Source organism: Pseudoalteromonas sp. MelDa3 (assembly GCF_002863625.1).
In the GTDB taxonomy this organism is placed as follows: Bacteria; Pseudomonadota; Gammaproteobacteria; order Enterobacterales; family Alteromonadaceae; genus Pseudoalteromonas; species Pseudoalteromonas arctica.
The window spans coordinates 1-12914 of the sequence record NZ_PJBR01000119.1; the positions used below are offsets into that span (position 1 = coordinate 1).

The following is a 12914-nucleotide window of genomic DNA, read 5'->3' on the forward strand; positions in this document are numbered from 1 at the left end:
CGCAACACTTGAAGCTAACGGCTTAATTCAAGGCGAAACAATTTTAGAATCAAACGCGTGTTTAATTCAAAATAAAGATCTTCAAGATGCTGACAAACTAGCACTAATTAATAAGCTTATGCCGCGCCTACGTGGTGTTAGACAAGCTAAAGAAAGCAAATACATCATGCTACACGCACCAAAAAACAAACTTGATGAAATTTGTGAAATTTTACCAGGTTCTGGTCAACCTACTCTACTTGCCCTTGCTGGTAACGATGAATACGTAGCACTTCACATGGTAAGCAGCGAAACATTATTTTGGGAAACAATGGAGCAGTTAAAAGCCCTAGGCGCTAACTCTATTTTAGTTATGCCAATTGAAAAAATGATGGAGTAAGTGCCATGCTTCGTTGGAATGAGGAATCTTCACAAGTACAAGCAGCGGCGCTAATGCGCCCTGCAGTTTCTGCCAGCGCCAAGGTTGAAGCTATATGCAAAACTATTTTAGTTAATGTAAAAGAGCAAGGCGATGAAGCCTTACTTAGCATGGCTAAAAAGTTTGATAATAGAGCTAACCCTCGCTTATGTGTTCCGCTTGATGAAATTAACGCATCAGAGCAAGCACTAAGTGCAGAGCTTAAATACGCAATTGATACCGCTTATGCAAACGTTAAACGTTTTCACGAAGCGCAATTGCCAAAAGATATTAAATTATCGACCCAACCAGGCGTTGTATGTGAACTGAAATATCAAGCCATCGAAGCAGTCGGTATTTACGTACCCGGTGGCAGTGCTCCACTGCCATCGTCGGTTATTATGCAGGGTGTATTAGCGCAATTAAGCGGCGCAAAAACCGTTGTACTTGCTACACCAGTACAAGGTGATAAAGCGATTAACCCTGCTATTTTATATGCAGCTAAGTTATGTGGCATTACTACTTTAATAGAAAGTGGTGGCGCAGGCGCAATTGCAGCAATGGCTTATGGCACCGAATCGGTTCCTAAAGTGAACAAAATATTTGGCCCAGGTAATAGCTTTGTAACAATGGCTAAACAGCTCGTTGCGCAAACTATTCCAGGTATGGCAATTGATATGCCAGCAGGCCCGTCTGAAGTATTAGTTATTGCAGATGAACGTGCAAACCCAGAATTTATAGCCGCCGATTTACTCTCACAAGCAGAGCACGGCGCAGACTCGCAAGTTATTTTATTATGTAACAGCGAAAGTATTATAGAACAAACTCAGCTGGCACTTACACGCCAGTTAGCTAACTTAAGCCGCAAAGAAACAGCCGAGCAAGCGCTCGCTAATTCTTCACTTATTTTGGTTGATTCAGTTGCGCAAGCATTTGATGTATCGGCGCAGTACGGTCCAGAACATTTAATTTTACAACTAGGCGATGCAACACCTTACCTAGATAAAGTTAAAAATGCAGGCTCAGTATTTGTAGGTGACTACACGCCAGAATCTGCAGGCGATTACGCATCGGGTACTAACCACGTGTTACCAACATATGGTTACAGTGCAACTTACTCGAGCTTAAACTTGCTTGATTTTTTCCGTACATACACAGTGCAAACAATTACTAAAAGTGGATTAACTGAGCTTTCAAAAGCAATTTTACCACTTGCAGATGCAGAAGGCCTTGATGCCCACGCTAATGCGGTTTCAATTCGTTTAGAGGCAATTAAAAATGAGCAATGAGAGCGCACAAGCGTCTAGCTTATTACCTAAAAATATTGCAGCCCTTGCTGCATACAGCTCTGCAAAAAGTGAAAAGCTAACCGGTACTACGTGGCTAAATGCTAACGAAAGCCCTTATGCTAAAAACCTTGAACTGAGTATTGAAGATTTAAATCGCTATCCTGATCCACAACCGCAACTGGTTATTGACCGTTACGCCGCTTATACAGAGCTTGAAAGCGGAGATGTATTAATGACGCGCGGCGCAGATGAAGGCATTGAGCTTTTAGTGCGCACATACTGTGAGCCAGCTAAAGATAGTATTGCGCTATTTTTACCAACCTACGGTATGTACAAAGTTACCGCCGATACACACAACGTTGGTATTAACGCGCTTACCCAAGAATTATTATTAAGTGGCAGTGCTGACGAAATAGTCGCAGCTGTTGGCAGCTCAAAACTAGTATTTATTTGTAACCCAAATAATCCAACGGGCAGCCTTACACCACTTGATAAAGTAAAAGCGATTGCTACAGCACTTGCGGGTTCTGCATTAGTTATTGTTGATGAAGCCTATATAGAGTTTTGCCCAGAGCAAAGCGCGACTAAGCTTATTAATGAGTTTAGTAATGTAGTGGTTTTGCGTACGCTTTCTAAAGCCTTTGCGCTAGCGGGCCTTAGAACCGGCTTTACCCTTGCACAAGCAGCAACTCTTGCGCCAATTCGTAAAGTCATTGCGCCGTATCCGGTATCAGGTGTTGTAGCAAGTATTGCAGCGCAAGCAATTGCACCCGATGCAATTACATCAATGCGCCGCCAAGTTACTATTTTAAATAGCTTAAAAGCTAAATTAGTGGATTGGCTAAACGCCTCCCCTGCTGCATTAAAAATTCTCACTGGTGAAGGTAACTTTGTTACTTTAAAATTAGCCGATAAAAACTATTTTAAAATTGCACTTGAGCAAGGTTTGGTTATGCGCGCTTTTACGCTATACGGTGAAGACGACTGGCTACGAATTTCAATTGGCAGTGAACAAGAACTTGAACAAGTAAAAATTTGGTTAGATGGCTTACAAACGCCGGCTACCACAGCATCTTTAGCAGGAAACGAAATATCATGAGTAACCCCTATTTATTTATCGACCGCGACGGCACTATTATTGAAGAGCCAATTACCGACAAACAGGTAGATAGCCTTGAAAAGCTAGCATTTCTACCTGGCGTTATCCCTGCGTTGTTACAATTACAAGCTGCAGGTTACCGTTTAGTTATGGTATCTAACCAAGATGGTTTGGGCACAGATAGCTTCCCTACTGCTGATTTTGACATAGCACAAGACAAAATGATGGACATAATGCAAAGCCAAGGCATTAGCTTTGACGAAGTATTAATTTGCCCTCACTTTAACGAGCAAAACTGCGATTGCCGTAAACCTAAAACAGGATTACTTACCGAGCTTATGCGCTCAGGCAAAGTAGATTTAGCACGCTCTTTTGTTATTGGCGACCGTGAAACTGATATTGGCCTTGCTCAAAACTTATGTTGTGAAGGTATTTTATACGACGGCGATTGGAGTGCGATAGTGACTAAATTGACCACTGCAAACCGCGAAGGTCGTGTTACACGAAACACTAAAGAAACCCAAATTGATGTAGCCATAAACTTAGATCGAACTAAAAATGGCAGCATAGACACCGGTCTTGGCTTTTTTGATCACATGCTTGATCAAATCCGCACGCACGCAAACATTGGTTTAAACATTAAAGCCAAAGGCGATTTACACATAGACGAGCACCACCTTGTTGAAGACATTGGTATTGCCTTAGGTGTCGCACTTAAACAAGCGCTTGGCACTAAATCGCAAATTGCACGCTATGGTTTTGCTCTTCCTATGGATGAATGTAAAGCCGAAGCACAAATTGATTTATCGGGCCGTGCATCATTTGTATTAAACGCTAACTTTAGCCGCGAAAAAGCAGGCGACTTAGACGTGCAAATGGTTGAGCACTTTTTCAAGAGCTTAAGTGATAACGCCGCTATTAGCCTTATTTTATCGGTAAGCGACGGTAACTGTCATCACCAAGTAGAAGGCTTATTTAAAGCGTTTTCACGTGCTCTTCGTATGGCCGTAGCACAAGACACGACCCAACAAACAGCCAGCTCTAAGGGATGTTTATGATTGCCATAATTAATACCGGTTGTGCCAATATAAATTCAGTACGCTTTGCGTTTGAACGCTTAGGGCAAACGCCAACAGTAATTACTTCACCAGAGCAATTAGCGGGTTTTGAGCGCGCTATATTGCCAGGTGTAGGTCACGCATCGGTTGCTATGAAACGCCTAGTAGATAACGGCTGGCAACAAGCTATAAATGAATACCAGCGCCCGCTTATGGGTATTTGTTTAGGTATGCAGTTACTGTGCGAAAGCACCGAAGAAGGTAACGTACAGTGCCTGGGTAAAATACCAGGGCAAGTAAAAGCGCTTGATGTAGGCAATTTAACGTCGCCGCATATGGGTTGGAATAACTTAAGCGTTAATAAAGAGCATGCATTAACTAAAGGGCTGACGCTCGATGAGCAAGTGTATTTTGTTCACAGCTTTGCGCACACCGTAAACGACGCCACACTCGTGAGCGGCGAATATGGTCAAACCTTTTCAGCCATTGTTGCAAAAGACAATTACGCGGGCATGCAATTTCACCCAGAGCGCAGCGCAAAAGTTGGCGCACGTTTATTACAAAATTTTGTTGATTGGCAGTTGTAAGCTGCCCATTAACTAACAAAAAAGAGATTATTTGTGATTATTCCAGCATTAGACGTATTACAAAATCAAATTGTGCGCTTGTACCAAGGTAAATACGACACAGCACAGTTTTACCCTTTCGAACTTGGCGCGCGTTTAAAAGAATACGCCGACAGTGGCGCAGGTAAACTACACCTTGTTGATTTAGAAGGTGCACGCGATCCAAGTAAAAAACAGTGGAAACATATTCAAGCTGCAACCAAAGCACTTAACGTACCATATCAAGTGGGCGGCGGTATTCGCTCAGAGCAAGATGTAAGTGATTGGCTAAAAGCCGGTGCAAACCAAGTTGTTATTGGTTCAATGGCAGTAGAAAAACGCGAACAAGTAAAGGCCTGGATTGAGCAATTTGGCGCAGAGCATTTTGTAATTGCTCTTGATGTAAATAAAACAGCCACGGGCTGGGCACCTGCTACACACGGTTGGTTAAGTGAATCTGAATTTGGTTTACTTGAGCTGGTAGATTTTTATGTAGGCTTAGGTGTTATTGACTTTTTATGCACGGACATCAGTAAAGATGGCACCATGACGGGTCCATCGTTTGAGCTTTACGAAGACTTAACTCGCCACAACAGCACAATTAAAGTGCAAGCCTCAGGGGGCGTAAGCTCACTAGATGACATTAAAAAGCTTAAAGAGCTTGGTGTGGGCGGCGTTATTTTAGGTAAATCATTGCTTGATGGCGCATTTAGCGTTGAGGAGGCATTGGCATGTTATCAAAACGCATAATCCCATGCTTAGACGTTAAAGACGGCCAAGTAGTTAAAGGCGTTAAGTTTAAAGGCCATGAAGTTGTTGGCGACATTTTGACAATGGCTAAAGCCTACAGCGAAGCTGGCGCCGATGAACTGGTTTTTTACGAGATCAGTGCAAGCGTTGAAAAACGCCTACTTGATGTAAACTGGGTAGAGAGTATTGCACGCAATATCGATATTCCATTTTGTGTAGCCGGCGGTATTAAATCAGTGGCTGATGCAGCGCGTGTTTTAGAGCGCGGTGCTGATAAAATAAGCATTAACAGCCCTGCTATTGCACGCCCTGAACTTATTAAAGAATTACACGATGAGTTTGGTAAGCAATGTGTTGTTGTAGGTATTGACAGCTTTTTTGATGAAATTACCGGCGAGTATTTAGTTTACCAATTAACTGGCGATCCTAATGCATCAAGCCGTACGCGTTATAAAACACAAGAATGGGTTAAACGCGTACAAGACTTAGGCGCCGGCGAAATTGTATTAAACTGTATGAACCAAGATGGCGTTCGTAACGGTTACGACAACGAGCAGTTAAGTAAAATTCGCGAGCTATGTAACATTCCTTTAATCGCCTCTGGCGGTGCGGGTAGTATGCAAGATTTTGTTGATGTATTTAAACAAAGCAAAGTAGATGGTGCATTAGCTGCCAGCGTTTTTCATAAAAATGTGATTAACATTGGCGAACTAAAACAATTTTTAACAGATAACCAAGTGGCAGCAAGATTATGCAAGTAACACAACAAAACCAAGCTCAAGTCGATTTCGCTAAAAGTGAAATGATCCCTGCTATTATTCAAGATGCCCGCTCTGGTGTTATTTTAATGCAAGGCTTTATGAACAGCGAAGCACTAAACGTTACGCTTGAGAGTAATAAAGTGACGTTTTACTCGCGTTCAAAATCGCGTTTATGGACTAAAGGTGAGTCATCAGAAAACTACTTAAACGTAGTATCTGTGCATACCGATTGTGACTACGATTCAATTTTAGTACTTGCCAACCCAGAAGGTCCAACGTGCCACTTAGGCACACAAAGCTGTTTTGGTGATGAAGCAAAACCAAGTTTAAGCTTTTTAGCACAGTTAGAAGATGTGATTGTTGCGCGTAAAAATGACGACCCTGAAAAAAGCTACACAGCGTCATTATTTGCAAAAGACTTAAGCCGTAGTTGTCAAAAAGTAGGTGAAGAAGGCGTAGAAGTTGCCCTTGCCGCTATGAAACACGATAACGATGAGCTAACAAACGAATCTGCTGATTTAATTTATCACCTTACCGTATTGCTACAACGCCAAGGCTTAGCCCTTGAAGATGTAGTTAAATGCTTGCAAGGTCGCCATAAATAGCACCTGCTAAAGCAAATTGAAAAAGGCTCATATCTTATGGGTCTTTTTATTTTTACAGTAAATCACGTGTGATATAGTGCGTGGCTAAACTAATCGGTTACTGTGAACTATGAAAAACTATATTACTCCTTCTATTGTCGCATTTATTTTAGTTATCGCGTTTATTTTAGCGGGCTGTACCAGCAAAACTAATCAGACTACAACTACAGCAACCACTACTACAACGAATCAGTCTGTAAAAACCATAGTAACACTCGATGAATGCAGCACCATAAATAACCTAATAAATGGTTATGAATCTGGTTTTAATTCAATAAAAACAGATAAAGTAAATAACCAGTTTACTAATAAATGGCGTACTAATACTCATATTATTGGAGCAACCTGTACGGTTACTTTAAATAAGTCAGAGCAAGCAAGCTACCAATGCCAAACACCTGTTAATACACAAACGAAAACCGTAAAGTCTCATCAAAAACTGGCTAAGCAATTACGCCAATGCTTAACCACAACAGGTTGGTTTGAAAGTCAAAAAGAAACAGCAAGTTCAATTTACAGCACCTTTGTACTTGATACTAAAACCCCTGTCATTACACTCTCTACCAATCAAGAAGGTAATGGGTTTTCTACTCGCTTTGAAATTGCTCCACCGTTAGGACTTTAATAATGCGCCAATTAAATCAAAACAAAAAACCATCTAAATTTAAAACCGATTGCTTAGGAATATGCGAAAGGCGCAGCGGTTACTGCACCGGGTGTGGGCGTACCAACGAAGAAATTTTTGATTGGATAATATTATCTGAAGATGAAAAAAAAGCGATTTTAGAAACACCACGAGCAGATGCTAACTCATAACAAATAAAGCCCCTAATGTTAAAAGTAACAGTTAACAGTTAACAGTTAACTAAAAACTTTTTACTTGTTGTGGCTATTCATTTTAGTTGCGCTAATACAGCTTTCGACTACTTGCTCAAATGAGTTATTAATATCTATATTTATAACATTGGGCTCATCTTCTTTTGGTACTTCTAGCGTTTCAAATTGGCTTTTGAGTAAATCAACAGGCATAAAATGCCCTTTTCTGTCCTGCATACGGCTTTTAACCAGTTCAAAATCACCATAAAGATGTAAAAAGGTAATACCTATATTTCCGTCACATATTTGTTCTCGGTATTTCTTTTTTAATGCAGAGCAGACTATTACCGCAATTTCATTTTTCTTTTCAATGCTAAATGCAGCATCACGTATTCTTTCTAGCCAAGGCACACGATCAGCATCGTTTAAAGGCTGCCCAGATGACATTTTTAATATATTAGCCTTGGGATGTAAGTCGTCTCCGTCGATAAATTTAGCGCCAATGCGCTTTGCTAATGCATCACCCACACTTGACTTTCCTGTGCTTGAAACCCCCATTACAATATAAACACGACCTACATTTGTGTTACTCATGTATTTACCCTCGCCTTAATTTAATAATTAATTATTTTCAATGTATATATTATATTGAGTTACGGGTAACATGTTACCCGTAACAAATGCGAAAGTGAAGTTAAACACACACTAAACATCATAATTCACACTGAATATAAGTAGAGAAAAATGTCAGATCTATCATTAATACTAACAGCGGCAGGCTCCATATTTTTATTGCTTTTCTTAGTAATGAAAGTACGACTACATGCTGTCGTCTCTTTGATCCTTGTTTCTATGATTGCAGGATTATTCTCAGGAATGAGCCCTGAAATAATTGCCGCTACAATTCAAAAAGGAATGGCTGGAACGCTAGGCTTTGTAGCGGTGGTGGTCGCTTTAGGCGCCATGTTTGGCAAAGTAATGGAAGAAACCGGCGCGCTGGATCGCATTGCCCACACACTTTTACACCGTTTTGGAGAAAAAAACGCTAATTGGGCGCTTACCTTTACGGGCTTTATTTGTGCCCTCCCCCTCTTTTTTGATGTGGCCGTTGTACTTTTAATCGGTATTGTTTTTGCAGTGGTAAGAAAAGGCGGTGGCAGCGTTGTTAAAATTGGTATTGGGTTACTTGCTGGGATAGCGTCTTGTCAGGCGTTTCTTATTCCTGCGCCAGGGCCGATTTTGGTTGCCTCTCAATTAGGCGCTGACTATGGTTATATGATTTTATTTGGCCTTATTGCTGCCATACCGGCAATGATTATAGGAGGTCCAATTTGGGGCTCTATTATTTCTAAATCTATTCATGTAGAACTCCCACAGCACGAACAAATCGACGATAACCAAAGAGTTGGTAAAGGGACGCCTAGTTTTGGATTAGCATTAGGTTTGATTGCTTTGCCATTAATTATGATTAGTTTAAATACTATTGGTAGTCGCTTTGTTGAAAAAGACTCTGATTTATATAATTGGTTAGCCTTTATAGGTCATCCATTTACTGCAATTTTAGTTGCCTGCCTAATGGCATTTTATTTGCTCGGCGCAAGGCGCGGTGTCCCTAATGCTAGAATCATGGAAATTTGTGGTAGTGCCTTACAACCTGCGGGAATTATTATTCTTGTCACTGGTGCCGGTGGGGTATTTAAACAAGTATTAGTTGATTCAGGAGTAGGTACGGCACTGGGTAATTACTTAGCTGGTTCAGGCTTACCGATTGTAATACTCGCTTTTGTATTATCAGCCGCTGTGCGGGTCATTCAAGGCTCTGCGACAGTAGCTATGCTTACAGCGTGTGGTTTAATTATACCAATGCTCCAGCCTTTAGGACTTGATGGAGCGCAGCTTGCCGCTGTTACCATCGCTATTGGTGGGGGCTCTATTGTGCTCTCCCATGTAAACGACTCAGGATTTTGGTTAGCGAGTCGCTATCTCGGTTTGAGCGAAATGCAAACTCTTAAAACATGGACAGTAATGGAAACCATTATTGGTACTGTTGGCGCACTTGTCGCTATGATTATTTCTCTGTTTTTGTAAAATTACAGTATGTAGAGTTATCATCACACACATAAAAATTACCTGGGCCTTTTGTTATTTAGGCTCATGTAATTTGAGTATTTAAACACTCCCACCTAGATGAACTATATAACCAGTATCAATTACTTGCTTATAATTCATGCTAGTATCCAAATCGGAATTAATCCGGCTCAACAACTCTCTTCCCGCAACATTACCTATTTGATAACGAGGGGTGATCACACTTGCTAATTGAGGCACCATTGCTTGGCCAATATCATGACCATGAAAACCCACAATCCCCATTTGGCTAGGCACTAAAATGTTGTTCCGCTGGCACTCAAAAATAGCCCCAATTGCTAAATCATCATTAGTGCAAAATAAACAGTCAGTATTTGGGTAGTCAGTACGCGCTTTTTGTAAAAGTTCAGCGCCTAAACTGTAAGATGAAGCTTGATCAGTCATCACACTTTTAGGCGTAAAGCCTTTAGCTAACATAGCATCTGAATAACCTTGAAATTTTAGGCGTGTTCGTACATCGAGCCTCGCACCTATATATACAATATTGCGATAGCCTTTATTTAAAAGTGCTGTCGTCATATCAAAAGCGGCTTTAACGTTATCAAAACCAACCGCTTGCTGCATAGGAGAGTGATGAGTATCCATTATTTCAATCACAGGTACACCTGACATTTCAATCATTTTTAGCGTTCTGTCTGTGTGTGTGGTTTCTGATAAAATTAAACCATCAACGTGGTACGACAATAAATACTCAACCCGTCTTTCTTCAATTTCAGGATTGTAACCATAATGGGCCAACATTGTTTGATATCCTGCAGGCCCTGTCACATCTTCAATACCTCTTATAACTTGAGCAAACACATGATTCGTTAACGATGGGACTAGTACACCAATAGAATAGCTTTTAGCATTAGAGAGTAAATCAGGGGCTTTATTTGCAATGTAACCTAGCGTATCAATAGCTGCACTAATTTTAGTGCGAGTAGACTCTGATACTTTTTCGGGGTTACGTAAATAACGACTCACCGTCATTTTGGTTACACCAACCGCATCGGCAATATCTTGAAGAGAAGAACGTTTGTTTTTTTTCATCACACACAATTATATAAAATGTTACTTGTAACATACCAACTATTGCGAAAAATCACTACTTTTAGCCATTTTTATTTAGGTTATCGCTAAGCGATTACCTAAGAGATTTAAATAACCTAGACCTATTTTAATGAATAAATCTGTATTTGTACCAATAACATTAAACAGAGGCTCAGATACTCCGAGCCTCATCGTAATTAAAAACTTATAGCAATCTCAACAATTGCGAACCAGGTATGCCGCTTTGTGGTAATAGCGCGGGGGTAACTGCAAATACTTCTGGAATTTTACTTTTAATTTCATCCATCTTTTTACGGTTATTTTGTTTATCATAAACATAATATTTAAGGATATTTCCGTATACATTGTCTTTTGCATCAACCTGCTCTAGGGTTTTTAATGCTTTATCGTAATCAGCAAGGTAAATGTATGCCAGTGCTAAGTTATCAGCAGAGCCAACATGTAGCTTCCCTTCAAGCTGTTTTGATAAATCTTCAAGCTCTGCAACAGCAAGCTCATAACGCCCTAGCTGTATATAGGCCGTTGCTAATGAATTTTTTAAAAAGTAAGGTGGGTTACTGCCCGGCTCGTACCATTTTTCGTAAGCACTCAATATGTCTTCATATTGCTCAAGTTTAGAGTAAACGTGATTTAGCAGCCTAAAGCTTTGTAGTTTGATTTCAGCTTCTTCAAAACCAGTAAGTTTGTCTCTATTCAAGTGCCAATCTTGAATGCCTTGCGCAGCTTGGTTTAACAGTTCAGGGGTATCACTTTTTGCCTCAGCAGCACTTTTTAGAAGCTGTGCAAGTTGTTGTTTATATTCTTCACTTTTAACAGGAGCCTGAGACGTATTATTACTTGGCTGCTTGTTATCTGAACTACCGTCTACAATTTGTGCTGCAGCTAAAGCACTAAAAGACATTGCCGCCGCAACCATAACCAAATATTTACTTTTCATTGTTTTTTCCTTGTTTAACATTTTGATCCTCTGAATATTAAAACTCTTAGAATGAGCAATATTCAAAAGTGGGGGGGTAAAAAAGTTAGGCGAGCTTTTAGCACTTTGCTCTTGTAGCAATAAACTGGCTAAATCCAATTGGTATTTACCTTTTAGCTTTTGCATACACAACTCATCACAGCTAAGTTCGAGTTGCTCCCTTGCTAAACCAGTTAACTTTAAGCAAATAGGATTCCACCAAAAAACGCTTTCTATAAAACAAATAAGCCACGTCCAATAAATATCACCTTGTTGTAAATGAATTACCTCGTGTTGAATGACTGAATCTAATTCTTTACGATGTGTCATCGTCGACTCTAACCAAATAACAGGCTTTATTAACCCGGTAGCAAAAGCAGGTTCTGTATGGGTTGTTAGTCTGATTGGATACTGATTGTTAATGTGTTTAAGTTCATGACTTGGCTTTGAGTTAATGTATAAATTTTTTATAAGCTTTACATATAAGCCCATGCGTAATAAAACAATCCAAAACCAGCTAAAACTAAAACCATAAAAACAGTACTAAGTGATGGCAATAAGTCCCATATACTCATATCGCTTTGTAATTCGTCCTTAGTTGCTACTTGTTCAGCATTTGGTATTAATGCTTTAACATCGGGAATCAATTGCGCCACGTTAAATGTGTAACGATTTTCCCCTTCAAATAAGGGTAACTGGGAAAAATATTGCCAAGGGACAAACCAACATGCCAAAGCAGTCATTAAAATGTAAAAGTTTAATCGTGCTGGGGCATTTTTTAGTCCTTTTACTGTAAGCAAAATACATAAGCTAATAAGTGTGCAAGTTAGTAAATAATCCGTCATTACCCTCTCCTTTAATCTAACTTCTTATTTTTTAAAAGCGTTTGTAAATATTCTATATCTTCATCATTTAGCTTTTCTTCTTTGATAAAGTGGGCAATTAAACTACGAGAATTACCTTTAAAAAATCGTTGCATAAAACTAGGCATAGCTTGCTCCGATAATGTGTCTTGAGTAACTATTGTTCTAAAAACAATAGCTCGCCCTTCATGTCCACAACGCTCAATCGCTCCTTTGTGTTCTAACCTATCTACAATAGTTTTAACTGTTGTATAGGCTACTTTTTTATCTTTTTGCTTATCAGCTAAAAGCACTTTATGTAGTTGACTCGCGGTACAGGGTTCTTCCTGCCAGAGCAGCTGCATAATATCCATTTCAAAATCACTAAGTTTCATTGTCGCTCCTATTACTACACTTGTAGTGGTACTGTTACAAATGTAGTAGTAAGTAATCTTAGTGTCAATACAAAATTGACATGTGAATAAAAAACAAGCGGT

General features: G+C 39.9%; 16 protein-coding genes. 11 read left to right on the forward strand and 5 right to left on the reverse strand.

Going from position 1 to position 12914, the window contains the following annotated elements; translation table 11 throughout:
* From hisG to CXF89_RS17195, 10 genes are all read left to right on the forward strand, one after another.
* The coding region (gene hisG / locus CXF89_RS17150; RefSeq protein ID WP_374703129.1) for an ATP phosphoribosyltransferase at positions 1-379 on the forward strand (379 nt) is incomplete at its 5' end.
* 5 nt (positions 380-384) lie between these two features.
* On the forward strand, positions 385-1686 hold the full coding sequence (gene hisD / locus CXF89_RS17155; protein ID WP_121955297.1) for a histidinol dehydrogenase: 1302 nt from the start codon (positions 385-387) through the stop codon (positions 1684-1686).
* A complete protein-coding gene (hisC, locus tag CXF89_RS17160) occupies positions 1676-2785 on the forward strand; it encodes a histidinol-phosphate transaminase (RefSeq protein ID WP_121955298.1) in 1110 nt (369 codons plus the stop codon). The genes hisD and hisC overlap by 11 nt, the downstream gene beginning before the upstream one ends.
* Positions 2782-3843: a bifunctional histidinol-phosphatase/imidazoleglycerol-phosphate dehydratase HisB gene (gene hisB / locus CXF89_RS17165; protein WP_121955299.1), complete on the forward strand. Its 1062-nt coding sequence runs from the start codon at positions 2782-2784 to the stop codon at positions 3841-3843. Before hisC ends, hisB begins: the two co-directional genes overlap by 4 nt.
* Positions 3840-4430: an imidazole glycerol phosphate synthase subunit HisH gene (gene hisH / locus CXF89_RS17170; RefSeq protein WP_002960265.1), complete on the forward strand. Its 591-nt coding sequence runs from the start codon at positions 3840-3842 to the stop codon at positions 4428-4430. Before hisB ends, hisH begins: the two co-directional genes overlap by 4 nt.
* Before the next feature lie 33 nt (positions 4431-4463).
* Positions 4464-5198, forward strand: coding sequence for a 1-(5-phosphoribosyl)-5-[(5-phosphoribosylamino)methylideneamino] imidazole-4-carboxamide isomerase (locus tag CXF89_RS17175; RefSeq protein WP_010552951.1), 735 nt, complete (start codon positions 4464-4466; stop codon positions 5196-5198).
* Positions 5180-5959, forward strand: coding sequence for an imidazole glycerol phosphate synthase subunit HisF (gene hisF / locus CXF89_RS17180; protein WP_121955300.1), 780 nt, complete (start codon positions 5180-5182; stop codon positions 5957-5959). The genes CXF89_RS17175 and hisF overlap by 19 nt, the downstream gene beginning before the upstream one ends.
* The gene (gene hisIE / locus CXF89_RS17185) at positions 5950-6564 is read left to right on the forward strand and encodes a bifunctional phosphoribosyl-AMP cyclohydrolase/phosphoribosyl-ATP diphosphatase HisIE (protein ID WP_007580656.1); all 615 of its coding nucleotides are present in this window, start codon (positions 5950-5952) and stop codon (positions 6562-6564) included. The genes hisF and hisIE overlap by 10 nt, the downstream gene beginning before the upstream one ends.
* Before the next feature lie 109 nt (positions 6565-6673).
* Positions 6674-7228, forward strand: a complete 555-nt coding sequence (locus CXF89_RS17190; protein WP_121955301.1) for a hypothetical protein — start codon at positions 6674-6676, stop codon at positions 7226-7228.
* 2 nt (positions 7229-7230) lie between these two features.
* Complete coding sequence (locus CXF89_RS17195) at positions 7231-7419, forward strand: DUF1289 domain-containing protein (protein ID WP_002960277.1); 189 nt, start codon at positions 7231-7233, stop codon at positions 7417-7419.
* A gap of 60 nt (positions 7420-7479) precedes the next feature.
* On the opposite strand, the gene CXF89_RS17200 is transcribed toward CXF89_RS17195, so the two are convergent.
* Positions 7480-8013, reverse strand: a complete 534-nt coding sequence (locus tag CXF89_RS17200; RefSeq protein WP_029769909.1) for a gluconokinase — start codon at positions 8011-8013, stop codon at positions 7480-7482.
* 150 nt (positions 8014-8163) lie between these two features.
* Here CXF89_RS17200 and gntU point away from each other — a divergent pair, with 150 nt between their 5' ends.
* The gene (gene gntU / locus CXF89_RS17205; RefSeq protein WP_010552956.1) at positions 8164-9507 is read left to right on the forward strand and encodes a gluconate transporter; all 1344 of its coding nucleotides are present in this window, start codon (positions 8164-8166) and stop codon (positions 9505-9507) included.
* A gap of 81 nt (positions 9508-9588) precedes the next feature.
* Here gntU and gntR read toward each other — a convergent pair whose 3' ends face one another.
* From gntR to CXF89_RS17220, 4 genes are all read right to left on the reverse strand, one after another.
* Positions 9589-10599: a gluconate operon transcriptional repressor GntR gene (gene gntR, locus CXF89_RS17210; protein WP_121955302.1), complete on the reverse strand. Its 1011-nt coding sequence runs from the start codon at positions 10597-10599 to the stop codon at positions 9589-9591.
* Positions 10600-10804: 205 nt separating this feature from the next.
* Positions 10805-12067 carry a M56 family metallopeptidase gene (locus tag CXF89_RS17215; RefSeq protein WP_257983237.1) on the reverse strand — a complete coding sequence of 421 codons (1263 nt, stop codon included), beginning with the start codon at positions 12065-12067 and terminating at the stop codon, positions 10805-10807.
* Positions 12052-12420: a hypothetical protein gene (locus CXF89_RS21470; RefSeq protein WP_257983238.1), complete on the reverse strand. Its 369-nt coding sequence runs from the start codon at positions 12418-12420 to the stop codon at positions 12052-12054. The genes CXF89_RS17215 and CXF89_RS21470 overlap by 16 nt, the downstream gene beginning before the upstream one ends.
* An 11-nt stretch (positions 12421-12431) precedes the next feature.
* Positions 12432-12812, reverse strand: a complete 381-nt coding sequence (locus CXF89_RS17220; RefSeq protein ID WP_002960288.1) for a BlaI/MecI/CopY family transcriptional regulator — start codon at positions 12810-12812, stop codon at positions 12432-12434.
* Positions 12813-12914: the final 102 nt, after the last annotated feature.